This window comes from Streptomyces sp. NPDC030893, assembly GCF_055571535.1.
In genome coordinates, this window is record NZ_JBVIFC010000001.1 from 95,683 (window position 1) to 110,185 (window position 14,503).

Annotated in this window: 16 protein-coding genes, 1 tRNA gene and 1 riboswitch; of the genes, 12 read left to right on the forward strand and 5 right to left on the reverse strand. The window is 69.9% G+C overall.

What is annotated here, in order from left to right; translation table 11 throughout:
• The first annotated feature begins 400 nt into the window (after positions 1–400).
• On the forward strand, positions 401–1,153 hold the full coding sequence (locus ACZ434_RS00405) for an MBL fold metallo-hydrolase (RefSeq protein WP_468450216.1): 753 nt from the start codon (positions 401–403) through the stop codon (positions 1,151–1,153).
• A 75-nt stretch (positions 1,154–1,228) separates the two neighbouring features.
• Here ACZ434_RS00405 and ACZ434_RS00410 read toward each other — a convergent pair whose 3' ends face one another.
• The gene (locus ACZ434_RS00410; protein ID WP_468450218.1) at positions 1,229–2,479 is read right to left on the reverse strand and encodes a PTS transporter subunit EIIC; all 1,251 of its coding nucleotides are present in this window, start codon (positions 2,477–2,479) and stop codon (positions 1,229–1,231) included.
• A 210-nt stretch (positions 2,480–2,689) separates the two neighbouring features.
• On the reverse strand, positions 2,690–4,003 hold the full coding sequence (locus ACZ434_RS00415; RefSeq protein WP_468450220.1) for a PTS transporter subunit EIIC: 1,314 nt from the start codon (positions 4,001–4,003) through the stop codon (positions 2,690–2,692).
• Between the two features lie 196 nt (positions 4,004–4,199).
• Here ACZ434_RS00415 and ACZ434_RS00420 point away from each other — a divergent pair, with 196 nt between their 5' ends.
• The 4 genes from ACZ434_RS00420 (at position 4,200) to rdgB (ending at position 6,449) form a co-directional block, all read left to right on the forward strand.
• Positions 4,200–4,433: a PTS sugar transporter subunit IIB gene (locus ACZ434_RS00420; RefSeq protein WP_468450222.1), complete on the forward strand. Its 234-nt coding sequence runs from the start codon at positions 4,200–4,202 to the stop codon at positions 4,431–4,433.
• A gap of 95 nt (positions 4,434–4,528) precedes the next feature.
• Positions 4,529–5,266: a ribonuclease PH gene (rph, locus tag ACZ434_RS00425; RefSeq protein ID WP_468450224.1), complete on the forward strand. Its 738-nt coding sequence runs from the start codon at positions 4,529–4,531 to the stop codon at positions 5,264–5,266.
• 144 nt (positions 5,267–5,410) lie between these two features.
• Positions 5,411–5,809 carry a hypothetical protein gene (locus ACZ434_RS00430; protein ID WP_468450226.1) on the forward strand — a complete coding sequence of 133 codons (399 nt, stop codon included), beginning with the start codon at positions 5,411–5,413 and terminating at the stop codon, positions 5,807–5,809.
• A gap of 37 nt (positions 5,810–5,846) precedes the next feature.
• Positions 5,847–6,449, forward strand: coding sequence for an RdgB/HAM1 family non-canonical purine NTP pyrophosphatase (gene rdgB / locus ACZ434_RS00435; RefSeq protein WP_468450228.1), 603 nt, complete (start codon positions 5,847–5,849; stop codon positions 6,447–6,449).
• Between the two features lie 4 nt (positions 6,450–6,453).
• Here rdgB and ACZ434_RS00440 read toward each other — a convergent pair.
• Together ACZ434_RS00440 and bcp are read right to left on the reverse strand one after the other, a co-directional pair.
• A tRNA-Leu gene (locus ACZ434_RS00440) sits at positions 6,454–6,540 on the reverse strand.
• Between the two features lie 39 nt (positions 6,541–6,579).
• A complete protein-coding gene (gene bcp, locus ACZ434_RS00445; RefSeq protein WP_468450230.1) occupies positions 6,580–7,047 on the reverse strand; it encodes a thioredoxin-dependent thiol peroxidase in 468 nt (155 codons plus the stop codon).
• Positions 7,048–7,188: 141 nt separating this feature from the next.
• Between bcp and ACZ434_RS00450 the strand changes: the two genes are divergently transcribed.
• From ACZ434_RS00450 to sugE, 3 genes are all read left to right on the forward strand, one after another.
• Positions 7,189–7,518, forward strand: coding sequence for a DUF3618 domain-containing protein (locus ACZ434_RS00450; RefSeq protein WP_468451746.1), 330 nt, complete (start codon positions 7,189–7,191; stop codon positions 7,516–7,518).
• A gap of 45 nt (positions 7,519–7,563) precedes the next feature.
• Complete coding sequence (locus ACZ434_RS00455; protein ID WP_359985925.1) at positions 7,564–7,920, forward strand: GroES family chaperonin; 357 nt, start codon at positions 7,564–7,566, stop codon at positions 7,918–7,920.
• A 68-nt stretch (positions 7,921–7,988) separates the two neighbouring features.
• Positions 7,989–8,049, forward strand: a riboswitch (guanidine-III (ykkC-III) riboswitch).
• 33 nt (positions 8,050–8,082) lie between these two features.
• Positions 8,083–8,403, forward strand: a complete 321-nt coding sequence (gene sugE, locus ACZ434_RS00460) for a quaternary ammonium compound efflux SMR transporter SugE (RefSeq protein WP_468450233.1) — start codon at positions 8,083–8,085, stop codon at positions 8,401–8,403.
• Between the two features lie 35 nt (positions 8,404–8,438).
• On the opposite strand, the gene ACZ434_RS00465 is transcribed toward sugE, so the two are convergent.
• A complete protein-coding gene (locus ACZ434_RS00465; protein ID WP_468450235.1) occupies positions 8,439–10,817 on the reverse strand; it encodes a transglycosylase domain-containing protein in 2,379 nt (792 codons plus the stop codon).
• Positions 10,818–11,088: 271 nt separating this feature from the next.
• On the opposite strand from ACZ434_RS00465, the gene ACZ434_RS00470 reads away from it, so the two are divergent.
• The 4 genes from ACZ434_RS00470 (at position 11,089) to ACZ434_RS00485 (ending at position 14,463) form a co-directional block, all read left to right on the forward strand.
• Positions 11,089–11,874: an ABC transporter permease gene (locus ACZ434_RS00470; protein WP_468451748.1), complete on the forward strand. Its 786-nt coding sequence runs from the start codon at positions 11,089–11,091 to the stop codon at positions 11,872–11,874.
• An 82-nt stretch (positions 11,875–11,956) separates the two neighbouring features.
• Positions 11,957–12,721 carry an ABC transporter permease gene (locus tag ACZ434_RS00475; RefSeq protein ID WP_468451749.1) on the forward strand — a complete coding sequence of 255 codons (765 nt, stop codon included), beginning with the start codon at positions 11,957–11,959 and terminating at the stop codon, positions 12,719–12,721.
• A gap of 7 nt (positions 12,722–12,728) precedes the next feature.
• Positions 12,729–13,718 carry an ABC transporter ATP-binding protein gene (locus ACZ434_RS00480; RefSeq protein ID WP_468450237.1) on the forward strand — a complete coding sequence of 330 codons (990 nt, stop codon included), beginning with the start codon at positions 12,729–12,731 and terminating at the stop codon, positions 13,716–13,718.
• 34 nt (positions 13,719–13,752) lie between these two features.
• Positions 13,753–14,463 (forward strand): DUF1707 SHOCT-like domain-containing protein, encoded by a 711-nt coding sequence (locus ACZ434_RS00485; protein WP_468450239.1) that lies wholly within the window; start codon positions 13,753–13,755, stop codon positions 14,461–14,463.
• Positions 14,464–14,503 lie beyond the last annotated feature (40 nt).

A 14,503-nucleotide genomic window follows, 5' to 3' on the forward strand; every position in this document is an offset into this window, starting at 1 on the left:
GGGCGAAAGAAACCCCTCACCCACCCCCGCCCCCGCCCTCATCCCGCGAACCGCCGGCGTTCCCGGAGGCGCCACCCTCCTCCCCCCGCCGCCCGGCGGGACGCCGCCGCCGATGCCCCCGCCCCCACCCATCGACAACCGCGCTGACGAACGCGAGCAGCACCACCGCGACAAGCGCGAGCCACCAGGCCGTGTCCATGCCCAGACCGTACCGGCGCGCCGGCCCACCCCGCGCCTTCCCGTCACCGGCATGCACCGCTTCCAGCCGAACCGGTGACAGCACAGGTGAGTTCGCCCACAACAGCCCCTGGTGGAGGAGCGACCACAGGTTTTGCGCCTTACGCTCGACAAACCGCACGACCCCCGTCTCTCCACACCCGCCAGCGGAGGTTTCTGCTTCATGAAGCTCACCGTCGTCGGCTGCTCGGGGTCCTTCCCGTCCGCGGAATCGGCCTGCTCGAGCTACCTCGTCGAGGCCGACGGCTTCCGGCTGCTTCTCGACATGGGCAACGGTGCCCTGGGCGAGCTGCAGCGCCACTGCGGTCTCTACGACCTCGACGCGATCTTCCTCAGCCATCTGCACGCCGACCACTGCATCGACATGTGCGGGTACTTCGTCGCCCGCTACTACCGGCACGACGGCGGTCGCTGCGACCCCCTCCCGGTCTACGGACCCGAGGGCACCGAGCACCGGCTGACCACCGCCTACGCCGACACCCCCTCGGCCTCCTCCATGAGCGAGGTCTTCGACTTCCACACGGTCAAGCCGTCCACCTTCGAGATCGGCCCGTTCCTCGTCCACACCGAGCGCGTCGCGCACCCGGTCGAGGCGTACGGCATCCGCATCGAACACGGCGGCAGGACACTGACGTACTCCGGCGACACGGGAGTCACCCCCGCGCTCGACGACCTCGCCCGCGACGCCGACCTCTTCCTGTGCGAGGCAGCGTTCACGCACGGCAAGGAGAACATCCCCGATCTGCACCTCAACGGCCGCGAGGCGGGTGAGACGGCGGCCCGCGCGGGTGCCCGCCGGCTGATCCTCACCCACATCCCCCCGTGGACCGACCCGCAGATCAACCTCACCGACGCCCGCGCGGTGTACGACGGTCCGGTGGGGCTGGCGGCGCCGGGGACGACGTACGAGATCTGAGGACGCGAACGACCGGGGCCCCCGGAAGCCTGCACGGCTTCCGGGGGCCCCGGCGTCATGTCGTACGAGGACGGCTCACGCCTTCGTGGTGTCCTCGACCTCCTCCTCCGGCTCACGGCCCGGAGTCGGCAGGTTGAACTTGGCGATGGCGAAGCGGAAGACCACGTAGTAGACCGCCGCGAACACCAGACCGATCGGGATGATCAGCCATGGCTTGGTCGCCAGGTTCCAGTTGAGCCCGTAGTCGATGGCACCCGCCGAGAAGGTGAAGCCCGCGTGCACCCCGAGCGCCCAGGTGATCGCCATGGACAGGGCGGTGAGCACCGCGTGGATCACGTACAGCAGCGGGGCGATGAACATGAACGCGAACTCGATCGGCTCGGTCACACCGGTCACGAAGGACGTCAGCGCGAGCGAGACCATCATGCCCATCACGGCCTTGCGGCGCTCGGGGCGGGCGGCGTGCGCGATGGCGATCGCGGCGGCCGGCAGACCGAACATCATGATCGGGAAGAAGCCCGACATGAACAGACCGGCGTCCGGGTCACCGGCGAAGAACCGGTTCAGGTCACCGTGGACGATCTCGCCCGCGGCGTTGGTGAAGTCACCGATCTGGAACCAGGAGACCGTGTTCACGAACTGGTGCATGCCGATGGGGATCAGCGCACGGTTGATCAGACCGAACAGACCGGCACCGGCGGCACCGAGACCGGTGATCCACTCACCGGCGTCGGAGATGACCTCACCGATCGGCTCCCAGACCAGACCGAAGAAGACGCCCATGAGGGTGCCGACGAAGGCCATGATGATCGGGACGAGCCGGCGGCCGTTGAAGAAGCCCAGCCAGTCCACCAGCTTCTTGCGGTGGTAGCGCTGCCACAGCACGGCCGCGAGCAGACCCATGATGATGCCGCCGAGGACACCGGGGTTGTTGTAGGTCGCGGCTATGTCCTCGCCGGCCTGCACCTTCGCCTCGGTGACCGGGAAGGCCTTCAGGACGTTGCTGTAGACCAGGAAGCCGACCAGTGCGGCGAGCGCGGTGGAACCGTCGGCCTTCTTGGCGAAGCCGATGGCGACACCGATGCAGAACAGCATCGGCAGGTTGTCGAAGATCGCGCCACCGGCGGTGGCGAACACGGCGGCGACCTTGTCCCAGCCGAAGCCGTCCGCGCCGAACACGTCCGGCTGGCCGAGCCGGAGCAGGATGCCCGCCGCCGGCAGGACGGCGATCGGGAGCTGAAGGCTGCGGCCGACCTTCTGCAGGCCCTGGAAGAGGCCGGATCCCCGCTTCTTTGCGGGGGCCGCCGAGTCGGTGGCGGTGCTCATACTTCCTCCATCGGTGGTGGTCTACACCACTAGTGGTGTAGACCTGTTCTACACGATGAAGGCCACATAAAGGAACCCGTCGAATCCGCGACCGCGAAGCTACGCACCGTGCCTGCCCGCAGCCGCGAAACGGAACCCTCCCCGGGCACACCGAAAAGCCCCCGGACCCCAGGGTCCGAGGGCTCGCACAGCCACCACCAGCCTAAGAGATCAGGCCTTCGTGGCGTCCTCCACCTCCTCCTCCGGCTCCCGTCCCGGAGTCCTCAGATCGAACTTCATGATCGCGAAGCGGAAGATCACGTAGTACAGCACCGCGAAGCACAACCCGATCGGAATGATCGCCCACGGCCGCGTCGCCAGATTCCAGTTGATGACGTAGTCGATCAAGCCCGCCGAGAAGCTGAACCCGTCGTGCACCCCCAGCCCCCACGTCACCGCCATCGACACACCCGTCAGCACCGCGTGCACCGCGTACAGCAGCGGCGCGATGAACAGGAACGAGTACTCGATCGGCTCCGTGATCCCCGTGACGAACGAGGTCAGCGCCACCGACAGCATCAGCCCGCCGACCTCCTTGCGCCGGCTCGGCCGCGCGCAGTGCGTGATCGCCAGCGCCGCCGCCGGCAGCGCGAACATCATGATCGGGAAGAACCCGGACAGGAACTGCCCCGCCTCCGGATCGCCCGCCAGGAACATGTTGATGTCACCGTGCGCCACCGTCCCGTCCGGCCTGGTGTACGAACCGAACTGGAACCAGATGGGCACGTTCAGGAACTGGTGCAGTCCCACCACCAGCAGCGCCCGGTTCGCGAGACCGAACACACCCGCGCCCCACGCGCCCAGACCGCTCATCCAGTCGCTGAAACTCTCCAGCGCGTCACCGATCGGCGGCCACACCCACAGACACAGCGCCGCGAACACGATCGCCGCGAACGCCATGATGATCGGCACCAGCCGCCGCCCGTTGAAGAACCCCAGCCAGTCCACCAGCCTCGTCCGGTGGAACCGCTGCCAGAAGTACGCCGCCATCAGCCCGATCACGATGCCGCCGAAGACACCCGGATTCTGGAACGTGAACGCCGTCACCGTCCCCGACCCGTCGGTCACCTGGCAGCCGACCTGCGGCACCGCCTCCGACCCCTCCGGACAGTCCTCCGGGAACTGGCGCATCACATTGAAATAGACGAGGAACCCCGCCACCGCCGCCAGCGCCGTCGAACCGTCCGCCTTCTTCGCCATCCCGATGGCCACACCCACACAGAACAGCAGCGGCAGCCCCAGCGAACCGTCCAGCAGCGCCCCGCCCGCGCCCATCATCACCTTGGAGACGTTCGTCCAGCCCAGACCCTCGTCGCCGAACACGTCCGGCTGCCCCAGCCGGTTGAGGATGCCCGCCGCCGGCAGCACCGCGATCGGCAGCTGCAGACTCCGCCCCATCTTCTGCAGACCCTGGAACAACCGGTTCCAGCGCTCACGCGCCGGACTCACCGTAGGCTCGGCACTGGCGGGACTGTCGGCACTCATCCGGCCCCCTCCGCTGAAACGCGCTCACGACGGGCACGACGGGTTTGGCGGCAGTCCACCCGGTGGTGTAGACCAGTGAGGCGAGGTGGTTCCGCTGTCGTGACGCCATCATCCGGGCCGCACGGCACAACCGCTCGCAAAGCTGGGCCAACTGTGGGTTACTGCGACAAAGCGGTTCGCATCAGGGAGAACGAACATGGCCACCAAGGCTGAGAAGATCGTCGCCGGACTCGGCGGCATCGGCAACATCGACGAGATCGAGGGCTGCATCACCCGCCTCCGCACCGAGGTCGTGGACCCCGCCAAGGTCGACGAGGCCGCCCTCAAGGCCGCCGGCGCGCACGGCGTCGTCAAGATGGGCACCGCCATCCAGGTCGTCATCGGCACCGACGCCGACCCCATCGCCGCCGAGATCGAGGACATGATGTGAACCGGCGCAGGTGAACCACGGCGAAAGCCACACCTTCAGGGCCCCTGCCCACCGCGGAAGGGGCCCCTCCGCCGTCTACGGCTAGGCTCACCGCCATGTCTCGAATCGACGGCCGCACCCCCGAACAGCTCCGCCCGGTCACCATCGAACGCGGGTGGAGCAAGCACGCCGAAGGCTCCGTCCTCATCTCCTTCGGCGACACCAAGGTCCTCTGCAACGCCTCCTTCACCGAAGGCGTCCCCCGCTGGCGCAAGGGCAGCGGCGAGGGCTGGGTCACCGCCGAGTACTCGATGCTGCCCCGCGCCACCAACACCCGCGGCGACCGCGAGTCCGTCCGCGGCCGCATCGGCGGCCGCACCCACGAGATCAGCCGCCTCATCGGCCGCTCCCTGCGCGCCGTCATCGACTACAAGGCCCTCGGCGAGAACACCGTCGTCCTCGACTGCGACGTCCTCCAGGCCGACGGCGGCACCCGCACCGCCGCCATCACCGGCGCCTACGTCGCCCTCGCCGACGCCGTCACCTGGGCCCAGGGCAAGAAGCTCATCAAGGCCGGCCGCAAGCCCCTCACCGGCACCGTCAGCGCCGTCTCGGTCGGCATCGTCACCGGCGTCCCCCTCCTCGACCTCCGCTACGAGGAGGACGTCAAGGCCGACACCGACATGAACGTCGTCTGCACCGGCGACGGCCGCTTCGTCGAGGTCCAGGGCACCGCCGAGGCCGAACCCTTCGCCCGCGACGAACTGAACGCCCTCCTCGACCTCGCCGTCACCGGCTGCACCGAACTCGCTACCGCGCAGCGCGCCGCCCTTGGTACCGTCCTCGAAAGGTAAAAGGCAGACCAAGGAACGTGGCCGACGCGGAGCAACCGCGCCGGCCACCCCCGCGTCTGAAGCAGTACGGGCGCCCGGTCCAACCCCCCGGCGCCCCGCCGACGCAACCGGGCCGCACCGGCCCGACGAGGGAGGGACCGATCCATGGCCGCGAGCCGCCGACGCCGCACCACAGCCGTCGCCGCCACCCTGGCGGCCGTCGCGCTGACCGCCGGACTCACCACCGGCTGCGCCGCCGTCGACAAGGCACTGGACTGCGTCCAGACCGCCGACGCCATCGCCGACAGCGTCACCGACATGCAGCAGGCCGTCGAAACCGCCGGCAACGACGTCACCCGGCTCGAGGAGTCCCTCGACTCCATCGACAAGAACCTCACCGAGATCGGCGACAAGACCGACAACGCCGACGTCACCAAGGCCGTCGACGACCTCGAGAAGGCCGTCGCAAACGTCCGCACCTCCGTCGAGAACGGCGACGCCACCCCGGACATCAGCCCCATCACCGACGCGGCCGGCGAACTCACCAAGGTGTGCACCCCGTAGCGGACGAGCCACCCATGGGCCCGGACATACTGGGCCCATGACCCGCCTGATCCTCGCCACCCGCAACGCCGGGAAGATCACCGAACTCCGCGCGATCCTCGCCGACGCCGCACTGCCCCACGAGCTCGTCGGCGCCGACGCCTACCCCGACATCCCCGACGTCAAGGAAACCGGCGTCACCTTCGCCGAGAACGCCCTGCTGAAGGCCCACGCCCTCGCCCAGGCCACCGGCCTGCCCGCCGTCGCCGACGACTCCGGCCTCTGCGTGGACGTCCTGAACGGCGCCCCCGGCATCTTCTCCGCCCGCTGGTCCGGCACCCACGGCGACGACAAGGCCAACCTGGACCTCCTCCTCGCCCAGCTCTCCGACATCGCGGACCCCCACAGGGGCGCCCACTTCGCCTGCGCGGCAGCCCTGGCCCTCCCCGACGGCACGGAACGCGTCGTCGAGGGCCACCTCCCGGGCACCCTCCGCCACACCCCCGCCGGCACCGGCGGCTTCGGCTACGACCCGATCCTCCAGCCGGCCGGCGAAACCCGCACCTGCGCGGAACTCACCCCGGAGGAGAAAAACGCCATCAGCCACCGCGGAAAAGCCTTCCGAGCACTCGTCCCGGTGGTCCGGGAACTGCTCGGCTGAACTCTGGTGCGGCCGGAGGGACTCGAACCCTCACGGGAGTTACCCCACTGGGACCTAAACCCAGCGTGACTGCCAGTTCCACCACGGCCGCCTGATGCTGCCCGGCCATGCTAGCGGCCGGGCAGCGGCGTCAGATGCCCAGATCGCGGATGATCTTGGCTACGTGGCCCGTGGCGCGGACGTTGTAGAAGGCGTGTTCGACCTTGCCGTGTTCGTCGACGACGATCGTGGAGCGGATGACGCCCATGTAGGTCTTGCCGTAGTTCTTCTTCTCACCGAAGGCGGCGTAGGCGTCGAGGACCTGCTTGTCCTGGTCGGCGAGGAGGGTGATGCGCAGGGACTCCTTCTCGCGGAACTTGGCGAGCTTCTCCGGCTTGTCGGGGGAGATGCCGATGACGTCGTAGCCGGCGCCCGCCAGCAGCTCGAGGTTGTCGGTGAAGTCGCAGGCCTGCTTGGTGCAGCCGGGGGTGAGGGCGGCCGGGTAGAAGTAGACGATGACCTTGCGGCCCTTGTGGTCGGCCAGGGACACCTCGTTGCCGTCGGCGTCGGGCAGGGTGAAGGCGGGGGCCTCGTCCCCGGGCTTGAGGCGTTCGCTCATCGAATCTCGTTCTCCTCGTACGTACGCACTGCGTGGATCGGGTGCCGGGATCGAGGGTAACCGGGGGTCCTGACAGTGCGTGGCGGCGTGGAGCTGACAGACTGTCCGGCACAGGTATCAGTGGATTTCGGAGGCGACACGGTGGCGGACACGGCGGACACCAGAACCCCGGCGCAGATCGAGGCGGACATCGAGCGCCGTCGTGCGGTGCTGGCCGAGACGCTGGACGAGATCGGTGTGCGGGTGCACCCGAAGACGATCATGGGGGACGCGAAGGCCAGGGTCGTGTCCAACGTGGATCACACGCTGGGGCGCGCGTATGTGCGCGTCAACAGTGTGGTGAGCGACGTGAAGGGCCAGTTCGTGGACGCGCAGGGTGCGCCGCGGCTGGATCGGGTCGTGCCGGTGGCGGTGCTGGTGGTGGGCGTCGTGGGGCTGCTGGCCGTGGGTTCGCGGCGGCGCCGGCGGTGACCCCTCCCATCTCCGGCCGTGTCGAATGCAGGTAGGTTTCAGGACGTGAGCGCCAAGAGACACGAGCACGGTTCCCAGGACGACAAGCTGCCCATCCGGATGCTGCACGATCGCGTCCTCGTGCGGCAGGACACCAGTGAGGGTGAGCGGCGTTCGGGGGGCGGCATCCTGATTCCCGCGACGGCGGCGGTGGGCCGTCGGCTGGCCTGGGCCGAGGTGGTCGCGGTGGGGCAGAACGTGCGGACGGTGGAGCCGGGCGACCGGGTGCTGTTCGACCCGGAGGACCGGGCGGAGGTCGAGGTGCGCGGGACGGCGTACGTGCTGATGCGGGAGCGCGATCTGCACGCGGTGGCCGCGGACCGTTTCGAGGGTTCCGAGGACTCGACCGGCCTGTACCTGTAGTTGTGCGGGGTGGAGGGGCTGGTGACCATGGTCACCAGCCCCTCCACCCCTTTTCTCGGTTACGGTGGAAGGACCCATTGGGCCCCGACGAGACGCGCCGTACCGGGGTGAAGGCAAAGACGACGCACCCCCGTTTCGGTTCGTGTTCCGGAGGTGTCCGTCGTGGCGTGGGTTCTGCTGGTGATCGCCGGTCTGCTGGAGGTCGGCTGGGCGATCGGCCTGAAGTACACGGATGGGTTCACGCGGCTGGTGCCGAGTGTGCTCACCGGTGCCGGGATCGTGGGCAGCATGGTGTTGCTGTCGTACGCGGCCCGTACGCTGCCGATCGGTACGGCGTACGGCGTGTGGGTGGGGATCGGTGCCGCCGGGGCGGCGGTGCTGGGGATGGTGGTGCTGGGTGAGCCGGTGACCGCCGCCCGGATCTTCTTCATCACCTTGCTGGTGGTCGCCGTGGTGGGGCTGAAGGCGACCGCGGGGCACTGACGGGGGGCCGTCGGGTACGAGGGGAGCCGTCGGGCTCACTCGTCCCGGCGGACGGGCTGGGTGATGGCGCCGGTGAGGCCGGCGGGCCCGCTCTGCCGGCCGTCCCCGTCCCCGTCACCGTTGCTGTCCCCGTTGCCACCGTCGCCGCCGCCGGTCTCCGTGCCGCCGTCGGTCGTGCCGCCTTCCCCGCCGGTGGTCTCCTCGCTGGTGCCGCTCTCGTCCTGCCCGTCGCCCGTGCCGTCCCGTGTGGGTTCGCCGGTGTCGTCCGGGGTGCGGCTGCCGGTGTCGTCGTCGTCCGGTGTGCCGCGGTCGCGGTCGGTGGGGCGGCCGGAGGAGGAGGGGCTGCTGCTGGAGTCGGAGTCGGCGGGCGGCTGGGTCTCCCAGGCGCCGGGCTGGAGCCGCAGGTCGAACGCCTGGACGGGTTCGCCGTCGAGGGCTTCGCGGGTGTACTGGCCCCAGATCTCGGCGGGGGCGCCGCCGCCGTTGACGCGGGGCAGGCCCATGGCGCCGTAGAGGGACTTGTGTCCGGCGGTGACGGGGTCCTGGCCCATGACGGCGACGACGGTGGCGAGGTCGGGGGTGTAGCCGGCGAACCAGGCGGCGGTGTCCTCCTCGGCGGTGCCGGTCTTGCCGGCGGCGGGGCGGCCGGCGGTCTGGGCGGCGGTGGCGGTGCCGTTCTCGACGACGCCGCGCAGCACGGCGGTGGTGGTGTCGGCGGCCTGGCGGCTGACGGCCTGGCGGGTGCGGCGTTCGGGCAGGTCGAGGGTCTTGCTGCCGTGGGTGACCTTCTCGACGAGGGTGTACGTCCCGTGTTCGCCGTGGTTGGCGAGGGTGGCGTAGGCCTCGGCCATGTCGAGGACGCTGGCGGTGGCGACACCGAGGGCGATGGAGGGCCCGGCGTCGTCGAGGCTGGGGGTGTCCTCGGACAGGCCGAGGTCGATGGCGGTCTCGCGGACCTTGTCGGGGCCGACGTCGACGGCCATCTGCGCGTAGACGGCGTTGACGGACTTGTCGGTGGCCTCGCGCACGGTGATGTCGCCGTAGTCGCGGTGGTCCTCGTTCTCGGGGGCGTAGCGGTCGCCGGGCCAGCCCTGGACGGGGCGTTCGCTGGTGCCGTCGTAGATCGTGTTGGGGGTGATGCGGCGGCCGTCCTGGGTGCGGGACCCGTTCTCGACGGCGGCGGTGAAGACGAACGGTTTGAAGGCGGAGCCGGTCTGGAAGTCGCGGCGCGTGGCGTTCGGGGTGTACTGCTTGACGTAGTCGATGCCGTTGTACATGGCGACGACCTTGCCGGTCCCGGGGTCGACGGAGGCGCCGCCGGCGCGGACGTAGGTGTCGACCTCGCGGTTCTCCTGGTCGAGGCGGTCCATCAGTTTGTCGTTGACGGCGTCGACGAAGGCGTCCTGCTTGTCCTTGTGCAGGGTGGTGGTGATGCGGTAGCCGCCGGTGTCGAGGGTGGCCTCGTCGACGATGTCGTTGTCGACGAGGTACTTCTTCACGATGTTGACGATGTAGCCGCGCTGGCCGGACATGCCGGTGGAGTGCGTCGTCTCCTTGGGGGTCGGGAACTTCATGCCGGCGCGTTCGCCCTCGCTGAGCCAGCCTTCGTCGACCATGCCGTCCAGGACGTAGTTCCAGCGGTTCTCGACGGCCTGCCGGTTCTCCGGGTGGGTGATGACGTCGTACTGGCTGGGGGCGTTGAGCAGGGAGGCGAGGTAGGCGGCGCGTCCGGCGTCGAGTTCGGAGGCGTCCATGTCGTAGTAGGCGTGGGCGGCGGCCTGGATGCCGTAGGCGCCGCGGCCGAAGAAGCTGGTGTTGAGGTAGCCCTCGAGGATCTCGCTCTTGCTCTGTTCGCGGTCGAGCTTGATGGCGATGAAGAACTCCTTCACCTTGCGGGTGACGGTCTGCTCCTGGCGCAGGTAGTAGTTCTTCACGTACTGCTGGGTGATCGTGGAGCCGGACTGCTTGCCCTTGCCGGTGGCGGTGTTCCAGGCGGCGCGGATCATCGCCTGGGGGTCGACGGCGGACTCGGTGTAGAAGTCGCGGTCCTCGGCGGCGAGGATGGCGTGCTGGGCGTCCTCGGAGATCTGGCCGAGGGTGACGTTCTCCCGGTTGACCTCGCCGTCGCGGGCGATGACGGTGCCGTCGGCGTAGAGGTAGACGTTGGCCTGCTGGGTGGCGAGGGCGTTGGCGGCGGGGATCTGCACGAGGTGGTAGCCGAGGAAGAAGCCGCCGACGACGAGGACGGCGGCGACGAGGGTCGCGCCGAGCACCGTGCGCCAGGTGGGGACGAACCGGCGCCATCCGGTGCGCCGAGGTCTGTTCCCCTTCTTGCCCTCGGGGGCGTCGGCCGCCTGGGGCGTTCTCTTTGCCCAGCCCTTCCCGGGCTGCTGCGGCTGCGGCTCGTCGCTCATGTCGTGCACGGACTCCTGTTTCGCCTCGTTCGTTCCGGTACGCCTGATGCGTTCCCCTTATTCAAGACTGTCGCATCCGGTGGCGCGTACCGCGGCTGCGGCGCGCGTCGCGCACACTTGCGGCTTCTCACACGCATGGCTCTGCCGGAGTGCCTCCGCGCGCCGTCCGCGGGGGCGGGAAAACCCGTGGCGGGGGGCCCGGTGCGGGCAGTAGGTTTTTGCGCTTCGGTCCGGGTACGGGGGGAGGGGTGCGGGCGTGGGGTCGTGGCGCTTGTACCCGGCCGTCGTGGCGGGAGCCTTCCGGCGGTACGCGACGTACCGGGCGGCCACCGCGGCCGGGGTGTTCACCAACACCGTCTTCGGGCTGATCCTGGTCTACACGTATCTCGCGCTGTGGGAGGCCCGGCCGGGTCTGGGCGGGTACGACCAGGCGCAGGCGGTCACGTATGTGTGGCTGGGGCAGGCGCTGTTCGCGATGCTGGCGGTCCAGGGAGGCGGCTTCGAGGTCGAGCTGATGGAACGCATCCGTACGGGTGACATCGCGGTGGATCTGTACCGGCCGGTCGACCTTCAGCTGTGGTGGCTGGCGAACGACGTGGGCCGGGCGGTGTTCCAGCTCCTGGGGCGGGGGGTGCTGCCGTTCGTCTTCGGTGCGTTGGTCTTCCCGACGGCGCTGCCCGGGGAGGCGGGCGTGTGGCTGGCGTTCGGGGTGTCGCTCCTGCTGGCGATGGTGGTCAGCTTCGCGATCCGCTTCCTGTTCGCGCTGAGCGCGTTCTGGCTGCTGGACGGGCAGGGCGTCGCGCAGGCCCTGATGGTGACGGGGATCTTCTGCTCGGGCATGACCCTGCCGCTGAACGCGTTTCCGGGCGCCCTGGGCGAGGTGGTGCGGGCGCTGCCGTGGGCGGCGCAGCTCCAGATGCCGGCGGATGTGCTGATGGGGGAGACGGCCGTGCTGGGGGCGTTCGCGTTCCAGGCGGTGTGGGCGGTGGCGTTGCTGGCGCTGGGCCGGCTGGTGCAGTCGGCGGCGACCCGGCGGGTGGTGGTGCAGGGTGGCTGAGGTGCGGCCGCCGGAGGTGTCCGCGACGACGGGCCGCTCCCGGCTGACGGAGGGCCTGCGGGCGTACCGGCTGATCGCCGGGATGTGGATCCGGTCCACGCTGACCTACCGTGCCTCCTTCGCCCTGGTGGTGTGCGGCAACCTGCTGCTGACGGGGCTGGACTTCGTGACGATCCTGCTGATGTTCGCGCAGGTCGACGAGCTCGGCGGCTGGACGCTGCCGGAGGTGGCGCTGCTGTACGGCCTGTCGGTGACGGCGTTCGGTGTCGCCCAGCTGGCGTTCGGCTCGGTGGCGTCGCTGGGCGGCCGGGTGCGGGACGGCACGTTCGACACGCTGCTGGTACGGCCGGCGCCGGTGCTCGCCCAGGTCGCCGCGGACCGTTTCGCGCTGCGCCGGCTGGGCCGGGGTGTGCAGGGGGTGGCGGTGCTGGGCTGGGCGCTGGCGGTGGTCGACGTCGACTGGAGCGTGGCGAAGGTGCTGCTGGTGCCGGTGACGGTGGCCTGCGGTGCGGTGATCTTCGGTTCGCTGTTCGTTGCGGGGGGCGCCTTCCAGTTCGTGACGCAGGACGCGGCCGAGGTGCAGAACGCGTTCACGTACGGGGGTACGACGCTGTTGCAGTATCCGCCGACGGTGTTCGGCCGGGACCTGGTGCGGGGGGTGACGTTCGTGCTGCCGCTCGCCTTCGTCAACTGGGTGCCCGCGGCCTACCTGTTGGGGCGCCCGTATCCGCTGGGGCTGCCGGCCGGGGCGGCGTTCGCGGGGCCGCTGGTGGCGGTGGCGTGCGCGGTACTGGCCGGTGCGGCATGGCGGGCGGGGCTGAAGTCGTATCGGAGCACGGGGAGTTAGGGCGGTCATGGCGGAGGCGTTCATCGAACTGGACGGTGTGGAGAAGGTCTTCGAGGTGCGCAGGAAGACCGGTTTCATGAAGCGGGAGCGGCGCAGCGTACGGGCCGTGGACTCGCTCTCCTTCGAGGTGGCGCGCGGGGAGATGGTCGGCTACATCGGTCCGAACGGCGCCGGCAAGTCGACGACGATCAAGATGCTGACGGGCATCCTCACGCCCAGCGGCGGCCGGCTGCGGGTGGCCGGCATCGACCCGTCCCGGGAGCGTACGCGGCTCGCGCACCGCATGGGCGTGGTCTTCGGGCAGCGTACGACGCTGTGGTGGGACCTCCCCCTCATCGACTCGTACCGGCTGATCCACCGTATGTACCGCATCCCGGCGGCCCGTTACCGGGAGAACCTGGCCCGGCTGGTCGAACTCCTCGATCTGGCCGACCTGCTGGACGTGCCGGTACGGCAGCTCTCCCTGGGCCAGCGGATGCGCGGTGACATCGCCGCGGCCCTGCTGCACGACCCGGAGGTGCTGTACCTCGACGAGCCGACGATCGGCCTGGACGTCATCTCTAAGGCCAAGGTGCGTGACTTCCTGCGGCAGTTGAACGCCGAGCGGTCCACGACGGTGCTGCTGACGACGCACGACCTCCAGGACATCGAGCAGTTGTGCTCACGCGTGATGGTCATCGACCACGGACGGCTGGTGTACGACGGTGCCCTCGCCGGGCTGCACGAGGTGGGGGAGAGCGAGCGGACCCTGGTGGTGGACCTGGAGCGGGAACTCCCGCCCCTGGAGGCGCCCGCGCCCGCGCGCGTGGTGCGGGTGGAGGGTCCGCGGCAGTGGCTGGCGTTCCCGGCGTCGGAGTCGGCGGCGGGGCTGGTGGCGCGGATCGCGGAACGGTACCCGCTGGTCGACCTCTCGGTACGGGAGCCCGACATCGAGGCGGTCATCGCGAAGATGTACGCCGACCGCACGGACCGGGCCGTGCCCACGCAGCCCTCGTAGCCGTGTGGTGGAGACAACTCGTAGGCTGCTGTGTATGACCGACGACGCAGCCGCACCGGACCTTCGCGCCTCCGACGCCGACCGTGAACGGGTCGCCGACGTCCTGCGGGACGCCCTCGCGGAGGGACGCCTCGACATGGAGGAGTTCGGGGAGCGGCTGGACGCGACGTACGCGGCGCGCACCTACGGGGAACTGGCGCCGATCACCCGTGATCTGCCGGACCGCGGCACGTCGTCGGTGCCCGCCGTGTCCCTGACGAAGGACGTGGAGCCGGGCGGCGGCTGGGGCGAGCGGATCGTCGGCGAGGGCGACGAGGGATCGTCGTCGTGGGCCGTGGCCGTGATGTCGGGCTTCCAGCGCAAGGGCCACTGGACGGCCCCGCGCCGGTTCAACTGCTTCGCCTTCTGGGGCGGCGGGGAGATCGATCTGCGGGAGGCGTACTTCGCGGACCGCGAGATCGTGATCAACGCGGTCGCGATCATGGGCGGGGTGGACGTCATCGTCCCGCCCGGCGTCGAGGTCGTGGTGCGCGGTGTCGGCATCATGGGCGGCTTCGACCACCGCGAGGAGGGCGTCCCCGGCGAGCCCGGCGCCCCCAGGGTCGTCGTCACGGGCCTGGCCTTCTGGGGCGGCGTGGGCGTCCAACGCAAACTCCCCCGAGCGGAGAAGCAGCGCCTCCGCGAGGAGCGCCGCAGAGAAAAACTGGAACGCAAGCAACAACGCCGAGGCGAACTGGGCACGTAGAACCCCCCGGCCAGGCCCCGGCCCGCCCGGCCAGGCCCCA